Here is an 18,769-nt window from a genome sequence, read left to right on the forward strand (position 1 = left end):
TGGCTGCGCCATTCCGGCGGGGCGGGAAGATAGATCGCGACTTCGATTGCCGGTGCGGTCCGAACGCCGCCGGAACGACGCAGGCGTTCCGCTACAACGGCATTCAATCTCACACCGGATGCTCGATCAGCCCTTGATTCAGCGCCTCGACCAGCAGCGTCCGAGTCGGCCGATTCAGATCCAACCCCAACGCAGCAGCAGGCGTGACCCACCGGAATTCCTGCGCCTCGTCATTGAGGATGACGTCCCCGGGCTGGGTGCGGGCCACGTAGTTGAGCAGCAGGAAGTGCTCCGGCCGCTGGAACTCGGTGGAATCGATGCAGTCCTGCACCAGCACGAAGGCGGGCTGGGTGATCTCCAGCCCCGTCTCCTCGCGGATCTCGCGGCGCAGGGCATCGAGCGAGCTTTCCCCACGGCGGATCTTGCCGCCCGGGATGCCCCAGCGGTGGCCCCACTTGTGGGTGCGGACCATCAGCAGCTTGCCACGGCCATCGTGAAGCAGCGCACCGACGGTAGGCACCGGCCGCGGCTTCCAGCCCGGTCGTTCCAACAAGCGCTGCAGCACCGCCAGATCCGGCACGGTCAGGTCCGGCCGCGCCGCCGCCAAGGGCCCCGCGTGCGTGTAGCCCGTCAGCACCGCGATCGACGTGAGATTCCCGTGGCGCGCCGTATCGATGTCATGGGTCATGTCGCCCACGAAGGCGCTTTCCTCCGGAGCGAGGCGGTGCGTTTCCAGGATACCGAGGATCCGTTCGCGCTTGTCCAGCACACCGGAGTAGGTCGCTTCGAAAAAGTCGGCCAGCCCGAGCCCGACAAGCTGCGACTGGAAGGCATCGCTATCCATGCTGGTCAGGACGAAGCAGCGGATGCCGTGGTCGCGGCACCACTCGAGCTTCTCCCGGGCATGTGGCAAAATCGTCACGGGCACCTGCGACGCACCGAAGGCCTTGCGGAAATGAACCTCCAGCTCCCCCAGCGGGACGCCGGGGATCATTTCCTCATAGAACTCGGCGTAGGGCAGCCTGAAGCGCAGGCGGAAGCCCTCGCGGTCCAGGGGCTCCTTGCCGTAGATGCCGAGCACGTGATTGGTCGCCTCCAGCACCGGCGGGAGATCATCCACCAGCGTGCCGGACCAATCGAAAATCAGGTTGCGAAACATGGAAAGGGTATCAGTCAGCCGACCTGGAAACGGATGCTCTTCACCACCCCGGCACCGGCGGCTTGCTGGACCTTTTGCAGCAGCACCCCGCGGGTCTGCTCTAGGTGAAAGCGCATCGCCGGTTGCAGCACGTTGAGGGTGAGGCAGCCGCCCTTCAGCGAGGCTGGGGTGGCATGGCGCGCGACGAAATCGCCGGCGACCTCCTTCCACATCTCCCTCAGCCGCTCCTCATCGATGCCCTCGGTGGCACCCGCTTGCTTGAGGATGGCGCCCAGGAATTCCTTCGGCAGGTGCAGCCGGGAGTCGAGACGCACCGGCTCCTCGCCGCCCAGCCACTCCCGGAGCACTGCGCGACGCATCGCTTCGAGCCGGGATTCCTTGGCCATGGCTTGGATCAGTCTTCGCCGCTGCCGTCGTCCCCGATCGCTTCGACCGGGCAACCTTCCATCGCCTCGCGGCTCTGGGCGCGCTCCTCGTCGTTCTCCGGCTGCTTGTACACGTACGAGTAGCCTTCGTCGTCGGAGCGGGTGAAATTGTTCGGTGCAGTCTCGCGGCAGAGGTCGCAGTCGATGCACTGGCTATCGACGTAGAATTTGCCGCCGACGTTTTCCGGGTTCTTGTCTTCTCGATCGGCCATTTGGGAAGGAAATGCTGCTGGCAGGTGCATCGCGCCGCCGCGTCCGGCATGCAATCCCTTTTTGCCGAATCCCCAAGACGACCGCATTTGGAAATCCCAACCGCGAATCGACGCCAATCGACGCCAATCGACGCCAATTTGGAAGAAATTGAGCCTTCATTTCGGCAAATCGTGGCCGGGACACCCGTAATTCGCGTCCCTTGGCGTCCATTCGCGGTTCTCAAACTCGCAGCGGTCGGGCGGTGGCCGATTCCCTGCGGCCATGCTTTCCACTGGCCAAGTCCGGGCGCGATTCCTAAACCGGTGGCCACCCTCATCCATGTCCGCGGAACCACAAAATCCTTCCGGCTTGCCGGGCCGCAATCGCCCGCAGCTTTCGGATCTCTCCCGGGAGACCACGGAGGATGATTTGTGGAATCTGGACGAAGAGGCCGCGCCGGGCCAATCCCGGCAGGCCAAGCCGACTCCGTCGCCCCGGCCGATTTCCAACAAGGAAGCCGCCACCGAGCCGGAATCCACCCCCGGGACGGTGGAACCGCCCGCGCCGCGCGGCCTCCACTCGCCGGTCAAGCCGCCGGTCACCCGTTCCACGCCCGCGGACGAGATCGGCGACCTCGACGAAAGCGAGCCGGAGCCTGCCCCCAAGCGCACGTCCAAACCCATTCCCGGCCGCCCGCCTGCTCCCGCTCCATCGCCTCCGCCCGCGGATGAGACCATTTCCCTGACCAGCGCGATCGACGAAGAGCCTGCCGAGCCGCCGGCCCCCGTTGGAAAGCAGCAGAAGAAGAGGGCGAAGAAGAAGCCTGCCGGTTCCGAAGTAACAGCCGCCCCGCAAGCCGCCGCGCCGCCGGTGGTGGAAGAGCTGGAATTGGAGCTCTACCAGCCTGAACCCGAGGCTGCGCCGGAGCCCGAGCCCGAACCCGAACCAGCACCCGAGCCCTACGATGCCGGGCAGGAAGAAGAGCCTGCCCCCGCAGTGGCCAAGGAAAACCGCCCCCGCCCCGCCGCGCCCGCCACCAAGGGCAACATCCCCCGGCCACGGATGAACCGCCGCGAAGTCATCGGCATCGCCTCCTTCGTGGTGGTGGTGATGATCACCGCGCTGTGGGTGCTGACCCGCTTTTTCAGCCAGCTTTCCTTCACCAGTGATTCCGAAGGCCTCCCCGACTACCCGCTGAAGGGCAATCTCGCCTGGATCGCCTCCGGCAGCACCTTCTGGCGCGAACCAGTCCGCAGCGGTGACACCCGCGACGTCGCCCGCCGCGAGGTCGTCTTGATCCCGGTGCTCGAACTCACGCTGGATCCCGAGCATTCGGGGGGTGGCGCCTTGCGCGTGCTGTTCCGCAATGGCGATGGCGAACCGCTTGGCGACCCGATCACCCGCTCCTTCGGTGCCGGCCGCTTCGAGAGCAGCGGCAGCGCCACCGTCGCCTTCGCCGCCACCGATGGCTTCACCGAGGATGGCGATTTCCAGTCCTACCGCACTGGCAAGGGCAATTACTGGACCGCCGACGTGCTGGAAGGCCCTCCCGGCGATAGTCCCGCCAGCTCCTTCAAGAAGATCTCCTCAATTCCCATTTTCCCTGACCGCCGCTGATCCCGACCCTGACCATGTCCGATACCAATGTTCCCCCGCTTGTGCCGCGCGAAGGCTGGCACGTGATGCACCTCTTCTATCAGATCGACCACTCCCAGTGGTCGCTGCTCGGTGATGACGAAAAGCGCGCCGCCAAGACCCGGCTCACTGAGCTGGTCCAGGAGATCCGCGCCACCAAGGACACCCACCTGCTGACCTTCGCGATCGCGACGCCCAAGGCGGACATCGGCTTCATGCTGCTCACGCCGGATCTCCAGGTGGCCACGGGCTATGAAAAGCAGCTCACGCTTTCGCTCGGCCCCGAGATCCTCAGCCCGGCGTATTCGTATCTCTCGATGACCGAGAGCTCGGAATACACGACCACCTCCGCGCAATACGCCGCCGACACCTTGATCGGCGAGAAGGGCCTCACCGAGGGCAGTCCGGAATTCCAGCAGGCCATGAAGGAATTCGAGGAGCGCATGGCGCACTACCTCAAGCACCGCCTCTACCCGGTACTGCCGGACTGGCCGGCGATCTGTTTCTACCCGATGTCCAAGCGCCGCACCGGCGCGGACAATTGGTACTCGCTGTCTTACGAAGCGCGCCGCGAATTGATGAGTGGCCACGCCCGCGTGGGCCGCACGTATTCCGGCCGCATCCTCCAGCTCATCACCGGCTCCACCGGCCTGGATGAATACGAGTGGGGCGTCACCCTGCTCGCCAAGGACACCGTCGATATCAAGTCGATCGTGTATGAGATGCGCTTCGACGAGGTCTCCGCGCGCTATGCGGAATTCGGCGACTTCTACATCGGCATGCAGTTGCCGTTGGATGAGTTGTTCCGGCGGATTTGCTTGTGAGCGAGCCGCGAAGAGCGCGGGCTAGGGTTGGCAAGAGGACCCGGCCCGCTTGCCCTCCCCCCGCGCCGCACGGACGACCAGCCCGATGGGCTGGGCTAAGAAATGTCGCGCCGTTGGCGCTGCGGAGACTGGCGGTTGAGAGCCATCTCTGTGCTCCCCTTCGCGACCCGGCAGTCGGCGTCGTCTGTTAGAACTCGCCGCGGAATGAACATCGCGCCGTCGGGGTCTCGTAAATCACGATTTCCGCCAGGCCGGGAAGCTGGGGCGCCAGTTTTTTCCAAAACCACCCCGCCATCCGCTCGATGGTCGGGCTTTCGAGGCCCTCGATGTCATTGAGGTAGCCGTGGTCCATCAGCTCCAGCAGCGGGCGCATGGCTTCCGTGATCCGCTTGTGGTCATAGACCCAGCCGATGGTCTCATCCACCTCGCCCTCGATCGAGATTTCCACCTTGAAGCTGTGGCCGTGCATGCGGCGGCATTTGTGGTCCTCCGGCAGGCTCGGCAGGGTGTGGGCGGCTTCGAAGCGGAAGTCTTTGGTCAAGCGGGCGCGCATGGCGGGGGGAATTGAAATCACCAATCATCGGGAAAGGAATCACCAATCATCAATCCTCCAATCACCAATCGAAGTGTTTGGAAGAAATAGAATGGCTCTCGCCTCAGCCAGCCCGCGTCAAAGCGGGCGACTCTTCCCAAGGAACCTCCGTACTTCGCGTCAGCGATACTGCCTCTTCAGGCACTCTGATTGGTGATTCTCACGGATTGGAAGATTGATGATTGGTGATTTCCCCTTCAAACCTCCCTCCGCATGCCGGATTCCCGACCTGTCGTTCTCATCCCCAGCTACAATACCGGCCCAATCCTCCCCTCCACCGTGGCGGCGGCGCTGGCGCAGGACGTATCGGTGCGGGTTGTGATCGACGGCTCCACTGACGGCTCGCCGGAGCTGCTCCAGCCGCTGCTTTCCCATCCCCGGCTGAAGGTCGCCCACCTCCCGAAGAATGCCGGCAAGGGTTCCGCCGTCCTGTACGGGACCCGCGCGGCGCTGGCCGAGGGCTTCACCCACGTGCTGTGCATGGATGCCGATGGCCAGCATCCGGCGGACATGATCCCGGACTACTTTAGGCTGTCTCACCAGCATCCCCAGGCCGCGGTCTTCGGCCGGCCCGTGTTCGATGCCTCTGCGCCCGCCCTGCGGGTGAATGGCCGGAAGGTATCCAACTTCTGGGCGAATCTCGAAACCATGGGCTGGGGCATCGATGACTCGCTCTTCGGCATGCGGCTCTACCCCGCCGCCGAGTTGGTGACGGTCTTCGAGAGCACCTGCTTCGCCCGTCGTTTCGACTTCGATCCGGAGGTGGCGGTGCGCCTCGCTTGGCGCGGCGTGCCCATTCTCAACCTCCCGACCCCGGTCCGCTACCTGAGCCGCGAGGAGGGGGGCATTTCGCAATTCCGCTACCTGCGGGACAATGCCTTGCTGACGTGGATGCACGCGCGGCTGCTCTTCGGATTTCTCGTGCGGCTTCCTTGGCTTGCGCTCCGGGGCGAAAACCCGCTCCATCCCTTTAGCCCGCCGCACTCGTGACTGCCGAACTTCCCAAGAAACTCGCCGCCCCTTTCCCCGGGGTGTGGGATCGGACCTATGTGGCGTCCAAGGTGAAAACCGACCCGCTCTACGGGGCGGTCTACGATGAACTCAGTGACTCCTCGCTGCCGCTGCTCGACCTGGGCTGCGGACTCGGGCTGCTGGCCTTCTATCTCCGCGAGCGCGGCCTTGCGTTCCCGATCCACGGCGTGGACTACGATCCGCGGAAGATCGCCTCAGCTCGGAAGGCGGCTGCTGCATTGAAGCACGGCGACCTCTCGTTCGACAGCCATGACGCACGGCAGGGGCTGCCGGAGCACATGGGGAACGTGACGATTCTCGACATCCTGCAGTTCTTCACGCCGGAGGAGCAGCAGAAGCTGTTAGGCTTGGCGGCATCGCGAGTGGCCCCCGGTGGCAAGCTGGTGATCCGTTCCGGCCTGCGCGACAGCTCGCGGCGGTTCAAGGTGACGGTGTTCTGTGACTACGTCGCGAAGATCACGTTCTGGATGAAGGCCGCTCCCACGCATTATCCGTCCGGCGAGGACTTCGAGCGAATCCTTTCCCCGCACGGCACGGTGACGGTCTCTCCCCTGTGGGGCGGCACGCCATTCAACAATCATCTGATTGTGTTGGAGAAGGCGTAGGGTCCCGGAGCAATATTCTAACGGTCGCGTAGCGACCAAGGATGGTAGCCGTGGGTTTCAACCCACGGCAGGCCTAGCACGCAAGAACCCGTCGCGTCGCGAAGGAATCCGGGCGATGCGGACCCGATTCTAACAAAGGCTCCCTTCGCCCCTATTCCGGTGTCGCACTGCGACACGCATCACGGAGTACGTTCAGTCCGTGGGTTGAAACCCACGCCTACCGTCCTCGACCGCTACGCGGTCGTTGGAAGTTGGCGACGTGGACGTGGAGTCCGGCACAGTGTCATTCGGCTCCATGGAGTTCGAGCCCTTGGGATTCGATGGAAAACGGTCACTTAGAATAGTTAGAACCCCCTCCATCACCCCCTCCGCCGTCGGTGTGGCTTCATGAAGGAGGAGGATGTCGCCTTCCTTCACCCCGCCGGTAAGATCACGAACGATGCCACCAACATCGGAGCGCACCGTATCAAAGGCACGTTTGCGCCAGCCGACGAGTTCAAGTCCGAGCTCCTTCAACACGGGATGCGTGAACCAATTCCGATGCCCCGCGGGAGCGCGGAAGAATCGCACCTTCACGCCCGTGACTTCCTCGATCGCCCGCTGACATCCCTCGATCTCGCGGCGGGTGCGAGTGGGTCCATATCCCCAGAAGAAACCAACCGGGTGAGTCATGGTGTGATTCCCCAACTCATGGCCGCGACGAACAATCTCGCGCGCCAACTCCGGGAAACGTCGTACTTTCTCGCCGATCACGAAGAAAACCGCCTTGCGGCCATGCCGGTCGAGCAGATCGAGGAGGGCCGGTGTGTCCTCGGGGTCAGGCCCATCATCGATGGTGATCAGCACGTCCTTCCCATGAACCCGACGCGCGATGGGGCCGAAGATGCGGGCATTCGGCAGGAAGGTGCCACAACACCAAAAGGCAGCGGCGGCAAGCATCACCGCCACGCCGCCCCGCCAACCATAGTGCCACACGCCAAAGCCCGCCGGCACATGGATCACGACCGCGATGAGCCAGCGGACCGCCGCGGTGCAAACGATATCCGCCGTCATCAACGCGCGCCAGATCAAGACCATGGCTCCGGCGGCATTTGCCAACAGCATCGCGAACCACAGCCACATCGCCCAAGCGACCTCGCAGTCCGGCACCATGAACCACTGGAAGGCCGCCCACAGCGTCAGCAACAGTGCCCAGCGCCGCCATTGCGCGGTGGCGTCATTCCCGCCCAAGACGTAGGCGACGACATGCAAGACAACCAGCAATGTGGGTAGCACGCCACACCACGCCAGCCACGGCCCGCCGATCCACCACAAGCCATCGAACACCGCGGCACCCGCCACCAGCGGGATCAGCACGGAAAGCACCCGCCACTCGAAGCGATGGTGGCCCGCACCCTCGGCCATGTGAACGGCATCGCCTGACAGCGTCCTCAAGCGTCCGCCAAAGGCTTGGAAAATCGACGTCACCGCACGATTCGGCCGATCTTTCTCCAGCACGATCACGCGGTCCCTCCTTTCTCGCGGCGCAGCACCGGCTCGAAGACAAACCACTGTTTCCAATGCTCCTTCACCCCGCTTAGGATCGCCCCGGCCCAAACCGGCGTGGCCGGATCCTCGCCACGACCACGGACGCGCGCGGGCAACTCCAGCGGCGCGTGGACCTGCACACGATACCGCCGCCAGCCATCGCGCACGATGAACAGCGGAAACACCGCCGCACCCGTGATCCGGGCAAGATAGAGTGGCCCCCGCGGCAGCCGCATCAGCAGGCCCGGCTCGACCTCGGCCTCCATCGGCGACACCTCGAAGATCACGCGATCCCCCTGCACCGCGACGATATCGCCTTGGTTCAGGTAGCGGGCGAGCTCGACGCCTAACATCTCGCCATCGAGGTTGAAGCTGGTGCGGAAGTACGGGTTGAGCCGTTCCTTCTCCGCGATCTCGGCCTCGCGCAGCGCCTGCATCTCCGGCTCGCGCTCCGGGGCGCGCACCGCGTGGATGACTCGGCCGAACTTCTCCGAAAACAGCGGCGCGGCCATGTCATAGTTCCCCATGTGCGCGGTCAGCACCATACAGCCGGCCGGGCGCGACTTGAGGTCTTCGAAGTGCTCGAGCCCCTCGATGATCCAGTCCACCGCGCCGGTCCCCGTCTCGCAGCGCATGGCATCCACGTAGGTGAAGGCGAAATTCAGGAACACCCGGTAGGCACCCGTCCAAGCGCGTACGGCGGACCACGAGGGAAAGAGCGCCCGCAGGTTCCCCGCAACCGCCCGGCGCTGGGACTTCGCCACCGCGAAAAACAGCAGCGTCCACGGCGGGATCAGCACCGGCTCCAGAAACCACGGCGTCACCTTGAGCCCGCGCATCAGGAGGCGCGTCGGCAGATCGCCGAAGATCCCGATGCGCCGCCAGCGGCTGTGCTTTTTTTCCTCCAAGGCCCGGCGAGGTAAGCGGGCTGCCCCGCTGCGGGCAAGTTCAGCGTTCCTCGCCGCCGACGAAGGTCTTGAAGACGGTGTAGTCGTTGTTCAGCAGGACGAGGTCGGCCAGGAAGCCCGGCGCGACCTTGCCAAGGTCCTCCAGCCCGAGCGAGCGGGCCTGATTCCACGAGGTCACCTTGATCACCTCGTGCAGCGGCAGGCCGGTCGCGCCGACCAGGTTGCGGAAGCCTTCATTGGCCAGCAGCGTGGACCCGGCCAACGCGCCGCCTTCCTTCAGACGGGCGATCTTGTCCTTCACGACCACTTCCAGGCCGCCAAGGCTGATCTCGCCCTCCACGATCCACGACGCGGCGACCGAGTCGGTGATCATCATCAGGCGGTCGATGGGGATGGTGGTGAAGACAAGCCGCAGCATGTCCGGCGAGAGGTGAATGAGGTCGCTGATGAGCTCGATCATCAGGCGGTCGTCCACCATGCCGGCGCCAATCACGCCGATCTCGCGGTGGTGGAGCGGCGTCATCGCATTACCGTAGTGAGTGAGATGGGTCAGCCCGGCATCGCAGGCGGCAAAGACCTGCGCCGCGGTCGCCGAGGTGTGGGCGGCGGAGCAAGTAATGCCAAGGGCGCGGCAGCCCTCGATCAGCTCGATCGCGCCGGGCATTTCGGGGGCGAGGGAAAGCACCAGCGCGGGCATGATCGCGTGCAGTTCCTCGATCTCCGCGAAATCCGGCGGGCGGACATACTGCGGATTCTGGGCACCGGCGCGCTCCTTGTTGATGAAGGGTCCCTCGACATGCATGCCGGGGCAGCGGGTCAAGCCGCCCTGATCGCGGAAGGCAGCAACCTTCGCGGCGATCGATTTCAGCTTCTCCCGCGGCTGGGTCAGGGTGGTCGGCAGCCAGGTGGTCACGCCTTCCTGGAGCTTGCGGAGCGCGATGTGGCGCAGCGAGTCGAGCGAGTCGTCGCACACGTCCGCACCATCCGCGCCATGGCTGTGGATGTCGATGAAGCCGGGAATCAGGAGCTTGCCGGCGGCGTCGAGCTTGTGATCCACGCTGGGCAGGTTGTTGCCCTCGATGACGGCTTCGATGCGATCGCCTTCGATCAGGACAGCGGCGCGGGCGAGGTCGAGGTCCGGAGAAACGACCCGCGCGTTGGTGATGAGCTTTCTCATGTGTTAGAGGGAGGCGTGACGCGACAGCTTCTGTGACGAAGCCGTCGGTTTGGCGAGCCGGGATTTTTGCGGATTCGCGCAGCGGCGGCTTGGCATCGGTCCGGCGGTGGGTATCGGTGGGGCATGGGAAAGACGATGCTGAAGCTCGCCGGAGCCGTCTCCTGCGTGCTGGCCATGGCCGGCTGCGGGGGCGGAAGGATCGAAAAATGGGAAAATGCGAACAGCGCCCGCCACGGGATGCTCAAGCCCGGCGCCGACCTGCTGGGCGTGACCGTGCCGGTGCTCCGCGCCCGCGGCCTGGAACAGGTCTGGGGCGCGCCGAAGATCCAGCGCGACGGCGAAGGAGGCTACTGCCTGACCTACTCCGATCCCCGGACCCCTTTCACCCGCCTGATCATCCACGGGATGGCGGAGCCGCTGCCGAAGCTCTCTTCCCCGCCGAAGCTGGGCGGCGAGGACATGCGCAACAATAACACCTTGGCCGGCGACCAGCGCGAACGTGAGCAGGAGTGGCGCACGGTCACCGTGCTGGAGGAAAAGGTCCGCTGGTATCAGGAATCCGCCGGCGGCGGGGCGGATGGAGCCTATTTCAGCACGGAAGGCTTCACGCTCAAGGCCCCGGACGGCCGCAAGGGCCACTACCGGCTGGTCGCGGAGAACGGCGGCAACGCCGCGGAAGCGGTCGCCCGCTGGTTCAGCAGCGTGTCCTTTTAAATCCGGGAATCGTCACGGAAGAATGGCTGACACGGTCGGTTCGAGCTGCTAGACGAAGCGTCCGATGTCCGACCAGCCGTCCGCTTTTTCCGGCGCCCGCGCGGCGATCATTGCCGCGTGTTCCGACATGGAGCGCCTGCTGGGCGGGCTGAATGATTCCCACGGCCGGGTGGCAGACGAGATCCACCAGACGCGCAAGGCCGGGAAGAAGCTGCGCGGCGCACTGGTCATGACCGGCGAGCCGAAGCCATGCATCCGCTGGATCGCGGTGATCGGGCGCATGCTCGGGGGTTCGCGTGATGCCACGGTGCGGGTGAAAACCTGGCACGGGCTGGGCATCGCCACCCCTTCGGCGAACTCGGCCGAGGCGGCGGTAGCCGCGTTGTTGGACCTGGAAGCCCAAGCCTCGAACCGCCGACCGCCACAGGCGGTGATCGATTGGTCGCTGGCGGCGCTCGGCCAGGTGAAAGGCCGGCTGGAAGCGCAAACCGATGAGGAAGTCGCCAAAGCCGCGGAACACGGCGCGGCGAAGCTGGAGCGCCAGCTCCGCAAGCGCCTCAAGCACGCGCTTCAGCGGGTGAGCAACGAGGATTTCCACGACTGCCGCAAGGCCGTGAAGGCGTGGCTCGGCGGCATGGCCCTCGCCGCGCCGGGCGTGGAACTGCCCGCCAAGGAGGAGGCCGACAAGCTGGCGAGCAATCTCGGCGACGAGAACGACCTCGAAGTCTTGGCCGACTGGCTGGACGCCCGTGGCTTTTCCCCGAGCATCTGCCCGGCGGCCTGGAAGGTCCTGCGCAAGCGCCAGGAGAAGATCCGGCGGAGGTCGATCTCACTGATCCGCAAGGAATTGCTCCCGGCGCTGAAGCGGGAGGATTGAGAACGATCGGATGTAGCGGAAGCGCTGCGCGCTTCCGGCGGGGGGCGGCCCGCATCACCGGATCGGATTCGTTTTGGATGGACCCGCCGCCCCCAGCCGGAACGACGAAGTCGTTCCGCTACGAAGTCACTTCGCCACCGGGGTCGCCATGGTCTCGACGCGTTGCTTGTAGGCGAGGCCGAAGCGGTCGCGGAAGCACAGGTCATCCCACGAGGCCCGCCGGGTTTTATCGGTGTCCCGGGACAGGGCGAGCCACTCGCGCTCCTTGGCCGGACGCAGGATCTCGCTGCGGCCAACGATCACGCGGACGGATTTCTCCGGCTGCGGGCTGACTTGGAGCGGCAGGATCGCCTCGGTCTTGGCGGCCGGTAGCACCCAGAAGACCCGCAGGCCGTCTTGGGCGAAATAGCTGTTCCACCACGTCTCCACCATCGCCCGCGCCTCGCTTTGGAGCAGGCCGGTCGCAACCAAGCCCGAGACCATGTCGCGGTATACCGGTTCGACAAAGCTCATGGCGGGATTCGGGACCGCTTCCGCGAAGCCGGAGGTGGGGATCTCCGCCGAGGCATCGGCGCGCAGCCCGTCTTTCATGACCTTCCACCGCGTGGTGCCGCCGCTCTTTTCGAAGACGAAGGCGAACGGGATGTCGCCGCCGGTGCGATTGAGCAGGTGGAGGGTATCGTCGCCGCTCACCGTGGTGGTCAGCCCGGGATCGAAGGCTCCGACGCCGCGGTAGAAGAGAAATCCCTCGGTTTCCCCGTCGGCGGTGCGGATGGCATTGGCCTCGGGGATCCGCGGGCGCATCCAGTGAAGGGAGTCGCCCGGCTTGAAAAGGATCGCATCGCGCGATTCCGCTGGCGACAGCACCCGCGCCTGCCACTCGATCGAGCCCTTCCACGGCTTGGAGAAATCGAGCGTCCACTCCTCCAGCGGCCGCGGCTTCTTCGGATCGGCGGGCGGCGGGGGCACCGGCAGGGCTTCCCCGCCCGTGCGGTCGGGATACCACTGGCTGATGGTGCCGCCATTGAAGCCGACTTTCACGGACACGTCGAAGGCCTCGTCGGAGTGGAAGTAGATGACCGGCGTCTCCATTTTCACGGTCACGCCGCGGACCGGGCGATTGATACCCTTCATGAAGCCGAAGATCGGCATTGCCCCGTGACGGCGGGCCACATCGTCGAAACCACGCTCGATATTGCCGTTCTCCATCCCGAAATGAGAGTAGCTGAAGAGCGGCAGCGCCGCTTCCTCGCGCTCCAGCCCGGCGAGCAGCACGCCGTCCGAACCGGCGACGGTGGTGAAGGTGCCCCACTCGTGGAGCGTGTAGGCCGACGCCGCGGTGGCGCTCAGCAGCAAGGCGGTGATCGTTTTCATAACGGTCCACCATCACCATGCAAAGCTGAGGCAAACAAGGCCGCTAGTGTCGCTTTACGCCGAATTTACCCGCCCCCCGGGCGAATCCGGGGCGGAGAAAAGAATTTCCACTCGTCGCCGCGGGCTGCTACCCATCGGCATCGTTCGCAAGGAAACCATGAAACTCACGCTCCGCTCCCTCGTCGCCCTTTCCCTCGCCATCGGTGGAATTTCCGCCGCGCAGGAGAGCACCCGCCTGAAGATCGCCACGGTGGACATGCAGGCGCTGTTCCAGGAGTTCAACCCGACCAAGGACGCCAAGGCCAATTTCGAGGTGGAGCAGAAGAACGTCGGCAAGCAGTTCGATGACCGCCGGGCCCGTCTCTCTGAAATGAAGCAGGAGCTGGACACCCTCCAGAAGCAACTGGGTGACCCCTCCATCGCCGACGCCAAGAAGCAGGCTCTTTTCACCGACCGCCAGGTCAAGCAGCAGCAATGGGAAGCCTTGCAGCGCGAGGCGGAAGAATTCGGAAAGCGCAAGCAGCGCGCGATGCAGGAGCAGATGACGCTCCGGATGAAGGATATCCTCGAAAGGATCCGCACCAAGGTGCAGAAGCACGCCGAGACCGAGGGCTACGACTACGTCCTCGACAAGACCGGTGCCAGCACCTCGCAGGTGCCTGTGCTGCTTTACACGAAGGATGCCACCGACATCACCGAGTCTCTGCTCAAGACCATCAACGAAGGTCTGCCTGCTCCGGCTCCGGCCCCGGTCGAGGAGAAGAAGTAATCTCCGCCCGGACGGCCCGCCTCACCAGACGACCGTCAATCCGGTGCCGATCACGCACGGCATGCCGAGCTTGCCGGAAATCGGCAGCCCAAGGTTACCCATGGCAAGCGGCAGAACCATTCGATCGCGTTCGCGTCTATTCGCGGCCATTCGCGGTTTTAATCACAGCATCGCCCGATACTCCGTCAGCGCCTGATCATAGATCGTGGCCAGCGAGATCTCCGGCTCCAGGCGCGAGCCAGCGGCAGGCTTGCAGAAGTCAGCCTGCAAGCTGGTAAGATCGTGGCCGCAGGCATGAGCAGCTCGCAACGCCGCCCCGAGGCCGGCTCCATTGGCGATGGCGAAGCGCTCGACCGGGGCTTGAAAGACATTCGCGATCAGTTGCGCGATGCCATTGCTCTGAGACGCACCACCGGTAAGCCGGATCAGGTCCGCCTTCTCGCCGATCCACAGGCTGTGCAGGCGCATGTTGAGGAACTGGCCTTCGAGCAACGCCCGCACTTGCACGGGTGCTTCGGCATCGGCGGGGAAGTTGCGGACCGGGCCATCGAAATCGCGGCGCGGGGTGATCTCGGGGCCGTAGAACGGCAGCATGCGCTTGCCCTCGTTGCCTGCGGGAGTCTTGGCCAGGCCGTCGCGATCGAAGGCCGACCAATCGAGACCAAGTTCATCGCGCAGCGCCTCGCGGGCGAGCGAGCCATTGCGGAAGCAGATCAACGACATGAAGCCGCCGGCGGGATTGCCGAAGACGTGGCCGAAACCCTGCGGATCGGTCACCGGCTTCTCCATCGCGGCGAAGAAAGTATCCGAGGTGCCGAGCGAGATGACGATGGTGCCCGGCGCGGTCGCCCCCATGCCGACCAGCGACGAAGGATTGTCGCCGGTCGAAAGCACGACCTGGCAACTACTAGGCAAGCCGTACTTCTGGACGAAGTAGCTGGAAACCGGCCCGGCGATGCTCGCCGAAGCGCCGGCGGGCGGCAGCTTCGCGCGCAGGTCCGGCGCGGTGGCATCGAGCAGGGCATCGTCCCAATCGAGCGTCTGCAGGTTCAGCAGGTTCATCCCCGCACCGTCGCCGTGATCGATGGCGATGGATTTCCCCGCCATTACCGAGCCGACGAAGGAGCTGACGAGGTGGATGACCGCGGTCTTGTGGTAGGCCGCGGGATCCAGCTTGAAGAAGCGACGGATCTGCGGGCCGGTGAAGCGCTCGATCGCATTCGAGCCGGAGATCCGGCAGACCTCGGCATTCCCGCCGACCGCGTCAGCGATCTCGGCGCACTCGGCGCCGGTCGAGGTGTCCATCCAGATCGGCGCGGTGGCGCGGGTCAGCGCCGGGGAAAGCTGGCCTTCCAGCGATTCGGAGGCACTCAGCGCGGCGAGTCGCGCTTCCAGCGTGTCGTCAAAGTAGAGCGAGCCATGCTGCTGGCCGGAACAGGCGACCGCGGTGATTTGCGAAAGGTCGAAGCCATCGGCGAGCTGCTCGAAGACGAGATCGAGCGCCTCCATCCACATCCGCGGGTCGGCGTGGACCTCGCCACCCTTGCCCCCGGGAATGAAGCCGCTGGGCGAGTGATAGGCCGGCAGCGCGGCCCCGAAATTGACCGAGACTTCGCGGACGATTTCGCCACGGGCGGGATCGATGACGAGGGCGGAAAGCGACTGGGTCGAGGAATCGAGACCAAGGAACATGGGATGAATTAACCGTTTCACCTTTCCGGCTGGCCAGCCGGAAACGCGGCATCGCGGGCCGTGTCGATTCGCACGGATTGGCGCTTGGCAGCCCCCCTCCCCGCTCGCACGCTCCGCGCATGGAGTCCCACGAATGGCGCGAACGCAGTGCCGAAGGTCTGCGCTTTTGGCGCGCGTCCCGCCACGCGAATCGCTGGACCTTTCAAACCACCCTCAAGACCGATCCCGAGTGGCACCCGATCGATCCCGTGCCTAAGGAAGTGTGGGAGGCGCTGCGGGATGTGCTGTGGCGCAAGTACCAGCGCAAGCGCTGCCCGTGGGAGTGGGTCGAGCAGATCGACAAGATTTTGGCCGGGGACGAGGAATGACCGCTTGCGAACGCGGGCTCGCTTGACCCTACGAGGCAGGTAGAATGCTCGTATGGGTCAGCCGGTGAGATTCATTACAGATGAACACGGAACACGGATCGGCGTTCTCATGGATCTCGCCGACTACGAGAGCCTGCTGGGGGATCTGCACGATCTAGGGGCCATCGTTGATCGCAGGACCGAGCCAGCCATCCCGCACGAAGAACTACTGAAACTGCTCCGCGCCGAGGGACTGCTACCGGATTGAGCTGCGGAAATCGACGCTACTAGAAACCCCTCACCACCCCGCCTTGCCCGACTCGAACCCCCGCTCATAGCACAGCGGTGCGCGCCCTTGGCTCAGCATCCCCGGCACCGGGGTGATGGTGTCGATTTCAATGAGCCGCTTGCCCTTCATCCGTGCCAGCTCGGTGCGGTGGCGGTGGAGTTCATTGCAGACCGTGTGATGCGAGGCGCCGATGGACGTCGCGATGGTTTCCCACGAAACCGCCGGGCCGCTGTTTTCCTCATGGCGGATGCGATGGACGACGATGGTGTCGATCGCCGGGTCATCCAGCCAGTGCTCGAAGGGAGCCTCACAAGCCACGCCGCCATCGAGATAGCGCTTCTCGCCGACCCGCTGGATGCGGATCAGGCAGGGCACGGCACAGCTGGCCACGATCAGCTCCGCGAGGGGGCCACTGCGCAGGATTTCCGTGCAGTGGAGGTCGGCATCGGTCACGGCGATGTCCATCACGGGCGAGACCAGCGAGGAAAGATCCGCGCCATTCAGCAGGCCGTGGAGCTTTCTCACCGCATGTTTTCCGGAAAGAAGCCCGGTGGACCAGAAAGAGGTGCAAACACCGGGGAGACGCCAGAGGGCCGCCCAATCGAAAAACGACCAGCGGAGCGAGGGATCGAGCACCGCCGCCTTCAAGTCTTCCCCGCGAATGCCCGCGGCATGGAGCGAGCCCGCCAAGGCCCCTGCAGAGGCCCCGGACAGTCGCTCCGGGTAGAGTCCCGCGGCCGCCAGGCCATTCAAGAAACCGGCGTGGGCGTAGTAACCGAGGAAGGAAGATCCAAGGGCGACAGCGAGACCGGGCGTGACAGGGTGCTCCATGGGCGGCGCGCGGAAGGTAGGCATCCCCGCCGCCGTGGCGAGTTTTCAGTTTCCAGCGGGCGGCAGGGAGGCGATGGTCCCGGCGCGATGTCAGCCACGGCAGTGAATTTCAAGATCGGAAACGAGAAGCTGGTCCGCGTGATGGACGCGGCCTCGGCCCATCTGCGCGGCTTGCTCGAGAAGCAGGGCCGGCCGGAAGGCGGCCTGCGGATCGCGGTGATCGGCGGCGGTTGCAGCGGCCTGCAGTATAAGATGGATCTCATCGATGGCCCGCGCGACCGCGACATCATGGTTCCCAGCAACGGCGTGAACGTGGTGATCGACCCCAAGAGCGCCCTATTTGTCAGTGGCAGCGAGCTGGATTGGTCGGATGACCTCCAGCAGGGCGGCTTCAAGGTGAGCAACCCGAACGCCATCGTCACTTGCTCCTGCGGCGAGAGCTTCGCGGCGTGATTTGATGTGATGGACCCCTTCGCGATGCTCGGTCTAGAGCCGCGGCTGGCGCTTTCCGAGGTGGAATTGCGCGCGGCCTTCCGCGAGGCGGGCAAACGGGACCACCCGGACGCCGGCGGTAGCAGCGAGGATTTCGCCAAGGTGCAGGAGGCCTTTGCGCAGCTCTCCCGCCCATCAAAGCGCCTGCGCGCCTGGCTAGCGGCGAAAGGCGTCACCGGCGACGAGCGCGGCGCGATCTCACCCGGCTTGGTCAATATTTTCGGAAAAGTCGGCTCGGCACTCCAGCAGGCGGACGCCGTGACCCGGCGCCGCGAGTCGTCGCTCAGCGTGCTGGCCAAGGCGATGCTGGAGCCCGCCGTGCAGCAAGCGCGGGAAGCGCTGGAGGCGGCCCTTGAGGATGTGGCCGCCGCAACCGCAGCCGAGGAATCCCAGTTTCCCGCCATCGAAGCCGGCGAGGGCGACCCATGGCGGACCGCCCGGGACCTGGCATTTCTCGAAAAGTGGCAGGCCGAGCTGAAATCCCGCTTCGCAGGCCTGTGGTGACCCCTCATTTCCAGTCTTGAGTCTTGCGTCTTCAAGTCTTGCGTCTCTTCCAAAGAATTTGCCTTGACGCTCAGAGCTACCCGGCCATTCTCCCCGCCCCGCGCAAGCAACCCCTTTCCTACCATGGCCCGAGTCTGCAGTATCCGAGGAAGCCGAGTCCGTTCCGGCGGCAAAATCAATCGTTCCGGTCTCGCCAAGAAAAAGGGCGGTATCGGTCGCCACGTGACCAAGGTCGTGAAGCGCAAAGTCGCTCCAAACCTCCAGTCCAAGCGCATCTGGGTGCCTGAGCTGAACCGCTGGGTACGCCTCACGCTGAGCGCCAAGGCGATCAAGACCATCAACAAGAACGGTGCCTACGTGACCCTCAAGGACGCAGGTCTGGTCTGAACCACGCTACCTGAGCTAAATTTTTGCCAAGAGGCCCGGAGGAAACTCCGGGTCTTTTGCTTTTGCTGCGGCAAGCCAAGGACGGGATAAGATCAAGCGTTCCCCTCCTGCGGAACATCGATCAAATCATCGCACGCTTGAGTGCGATGCTGCCTGGCATCCAGGTCCGGCAACTGGAGGCCTCCCATCCAGGGGCCGATGACGACGGGCTGTGGTTCATCCGCATACCCGGTCGCACGGGGTCGCACGGGAGAAGTCCAATTCGAGTCTTCTCACGGCATCTGTCCTTTCCTTATTCGACGCAGATTTTTACGAAGGAGAGATTCACGGGTAAGGATATGGATGAGGTGATGGAGACCGTCTGCATCGATTCAGCGATTGCCCGGCCCGCTTATGAGCACCGTTGCATTCCGCGCT

At 64.7% G+C, this 18,769-nt stretch carries 23 protein-coding genes; 12 read left to right on the forward strand and 11 right to left on the reverse strand.

The window, feature by feature from the left end; translation table 11 throughout:
- Positions 1–109 precede the first annotated feature (109 nt).
- The 3 genes from OKA05_RS25590 to OKA05_RS25600 are packed head-to-tail and all read right to left on the reverse strand — an operon-like array spanning position 110 to position 1,796.
- A complete protein-coding gene (locus tag OKA05_RS25590; protein WP_264490062.1) occupies positions 110–1,159 on the reverse strand; it encodes an NUDIX domain-containing protein in 1,050 nt (349 codons plus the stop codon).
- Between the two features lie 14 nt (positions 1,160–1,173).
- The gene (locus OKA05_RS25595; protein ID WP_264490063.1) at positions 1,174–1,545 is read right to left on the reverse strand and encodes a DciA family protein; all 372 of its coding nucleotides are present in this window, start codon (positions 1,543–1,545) and stop codon (positions 1,174–1,176) included.
- Between the two features lie 8 nt (positions 1,546–1,553).
- Positions 1,554–1,796, reverse strand: coding sequence for a ferredoxin (locus OKA05_RS25600; RefSeq protein ID WP_264490064.1), 243 nt, complete (start codon positions 1,794–1,796; stop codon positions 1,554–1,556).
- A 319-nt stretch (positions 1,797–2,115) separates the two neighbouring features.
- On the opposite strand from OKA05_RS25600, the gene OKA05_RS25605 reads away from it, so the two are divergent.
- Together OKA05_RS25605 and hemQ are read left to right on the forward strand one after the other, a co-directional pair.
- On the forward strand, positions 2,116–3,393 hold the full coding sequence (locus tag OKA05_RS25605) for a hypothetical protein (protein WP_264490065.1): 1,278 nt from the start codon (positions 2,116–2,118) through the stop codon (positions 3,391–3,393).
- Between the two features lie 14 nt (positions 3,394–3,407).
- A complete protein-coding gene (gene hemQ, locus OKA05_RS25610) occupies positions 3,408–4,235 on the forward strand; it encodes a hydrogen peroxide-dependent heme synthase (RefSeq protein ID WP_264490066.1) in 828 nt (275 codons plus the stop codon).
- Between the two features lie 187 nt (positions 4,236–4,422).
- Here hemQ and queD read toward each other — a convergent pair whose 3' ends face one another.
- Positions 4,423–4,788, reverse strand: a complete 366-nt coding sequence (queD, locus tag OKA05_RS25615; RefSeq protein ID WP_264490067.1) for a 6-carboxytetrahydropterin synthase QueD — start codon at positions 4,786–4,788, stop codon at positions 4,423–4,425.
- A 252-nt stretch (positions 4,789–5,040) separates the two neighbouring features.
- Between queD and OKA05_RS25620 the strand changes: the two genes are divergently transcribed.
- A complete protein-coding gene (locus OKA05_RS25620; RefSeq protein WP_264490068.1) occupies positions 5,041–5,817 on the forward strand; it encodes a glycosyltransferase family 2 protein in 777 nt (258 codons plus the stop codon).
- A complete protein-coding gene (locus OKA05_RS25625) occupies positions 5,814–6,464 on the forward strand; it encodes a methyltransferase domain-containing protein (protein ID WP_264490069.1) in 651 nt (216 codons plus the stop codon). Before OKA05_RS25620 ends, OKA05_RS25625 begins: the two co-directional genes overlap by 4 nt.
- Positions 6,465–6,656: 192 nt before the next feature.
- On the opposite strand, the gene OKA05_RS25630 is transcribed toward OKA05_RS25625, so the two are convergent.
- From OKA05_RS25630 to nagA, 3 genes are read right to left on the reverse strand one after another with little or no spacing between them, the layout of a single operon-like run.
- Entirely contained in the window at positions 6,657–7,961 is a 1,305-nt protein-coding gene (locus OKA05_RS25630; RefSeq protein ID WP_264490070.1) for a polysaccharide deacetylase family protein, read from the reverse strand.
- A 2-nt stretch (positions 7,962–7,963) separates the two neighbouring features.
- A complete protein-coding gene (locus OKA05_RS25635; RefSeq protein ID WP_264490071.1) occupies positions 7,964–8,899 on the reverse strand; it encodes an LpxL/LpxP family acyltransferase in 936 nt (311 codons plus the stop codon).
- Positions 8,900–8,939: 40 nt separating this feature from the next.
- A complete protein-coding gene (nagA, locus tag OKA05_RS25640) occupies positions 8,940–10,076 on the reverse strand; it encodes an N-acetylglucosamine-6-phosphate deacetylase (protein WP_264490072.1) in 1,137 nt (378 codons plus the stop codon).
- A 123-nt stretch (positions 10,077–10,199) separates the two neighbouring features.
- Here nagA and OKA05_RS25645 point away from each other — a divergent pair, with 123 nt between their 5' ends.
- Both OKA05_RS25645 and OKA05_RS25650 read left to right on the forward strand, forming a co-directional pair.
- Complete coding sequence (locus OKA05_RS25645) at positions 10,200–10,790, forward strand: hypothetical protein (protein ID WP_264490073.1); 591 nt, start codon at positions 10,200–10,202, stop codon at positions 10,788–10,790.
- A 64-nt stretch (positions 10,791–10,854) separates the two neighbouring features.
- Positions 10,855–11,667: a CHAD domain-containing protein gene (locus OKA05_RS25650; protein WP_264490074.1), complete on the forward strand. Its 813-nt coding sequence runs from the start codon at positions 10,855–10,857 to the stop codon at positions 11,665–11,667.
- A gap of 126 nt (positions 11,668–11,793) precedes the next feature.
- On the opposite strand, the gene OKA05_RS25655 is transcribed toward OKA05_RS25650, so the two are convergent.
- Positions 11,794–13,041, reverse strand: a complete 1,248-nt coding sequence (locus tag OKA05_RS25655) for a hypothetical protein (RefSeq protein ID WP_264490075.1) — start codon at positions 13,039–13,041, stop codon at positions 11,794–11,796.
- Positions 13,042–13,198: 157 nt separating this feature from the next.
- Here OKA05_RS25655 and OKA05_RS25660 point away from each other — a divergent pair, with 157 nt between their 5' ends.
- Positions 13,199–13,810: an OmpH/Skp family outer membrane protein gene (locus OKA05_RS25660; protein WP_264490076.1), complete on the forward strand. Its 612-nt coding sequence runs from the start codon at positions 13,199–13,201 to the stop codon at positions 13,808–13,810.
- Positions 13,811–13,831: 21 nt separating this feature from the next.
- On the opposite strand, the gene OKA05_RS25665 is transcribed toward OKA05_RS25660, so the two are convergent.
- Both OKA05_RS25665 and OKA05_RS25670 read right to left on the reverse strand, forming a co-directional pair.
- Positions 13,832–13,960: a hypothetical protein gene (locus OKA05_RS25665; protein WP_264490077.1), complete on the reverse strand. Its 129-nt coding sequence runs from the start codon at positions 13,958–13,960 to the stop codon at positions 13,832–13,834.
- Between the two features lie 12 nt (positions 13,961–13,972).
- Positions 13,973–15,502 (reverse strand): xylulokinase, encoded by a 1,530-nt coding sequence (locus OKA05_RS25670; RefSeq protein ID WP_264490078.1) that lies wholly within the window; start codon positions 15,500–15,502, stop codon positions 13,973–13,975.
- A 119-nt stretch (positions 15,503–15,621) separates the two neighbouring features.
- Between OKA05_RS25670 and OKA05_RS25675 the strand changes: the two genes are divergently transcribed.
- Positions 15,622–15,870 (forward strand): hypothetical protein, encoded by a 249-nt coding sequence (locus tag OKA05_RS25675; protein WP_264490079.1) that lies wholly within the window; start codon positions 15,622–15,624, stop codon positions 15,868–15,870.
- Positions 15,871–15,934: 64 nt separating this feature from the next.
- Positions 15,935–16,117: a hypothetical protein gene (locus OKA05_RS25680; RefSeq protein WP_264490080.1), complete on the forward strand. Its 183-nt coding sequence runs from the start codon at positions 15,935–15,937 to the stop codon at positions 16,115–16,117.
- Between the two features lie 30 nt (positions 16,118–16,147).
- Here OKA05_RS25680 and OKA05_RS25685 read toward each other — a convergent pair whose 3' ends face one another.
- Positions 16,148–16,969, reverse strand: coding sequence for a patatin-like phospholipase family protein (locus OKA05_RS25685; RefSeq protein ID WP_264490081.1), 822 nt, complete (start codon positions 16,967–16,969; stop codon positions 16,148–16,150).
- A gap of 87 nt (positions 16,970–17,056) precedes the next feature.
- Between OKA05_RS25685 and OKA05_RS25690 the strand changes: the two genes are divergently transcribed.
- The 3 genes from OKA05_RS25690 (at position 17,057) to rpmB (ending at position 18,352) form a co-directional block, all read left to right on the forward strand.
- Complete coding sequence (locus tag OKA05_RS25690; RefSeq protein WP_264490082.1) at positions 17,057–17,422, forward strand: HesB/IscA family protein; 366 nt, start codon at positions 17,057–17,059, stop codon at positions 17,420–17,422.
- 9 nt (positions 17,423–17,431) lie between these two features.
- Positions 17,432–17,965, forward strand: a complete 534-nt coding sequence (locus OKA05_RS25695) for a DnaJ domain-containing protein (RefSeq protein ID WP_264490083.1) — start codon at positions 17,432–17,434, stop codon at positions 17,963–17,965.
- 123 nt (positions 17,966–18,088) lie between these two features.
- Positions 18,089–18,352, forward strand: a complete 264-nt coding sequence (gene rpmB / locus OKA05_RS25700; RefSeq protein WP_264490084.1) for a 50S ribosomal protein L28 — start codon at positions 18,089–18,091, stop codon at positions 18,350–18,352.
- Positions 18,353–18,769: the final 417 nt, after the last annotated feature.

Origin of the sequence: Luteolibacter arcticus (genome assembly GCF_025950235.1) — a bacterium.
GTDB classification, from domain to species: Bacteria; Verrucomicrobiota; Verrucomicrobiia; order Verrucomicrobiales; family Akkermansiaceae; genus Haloferula; species Haloferula arctica.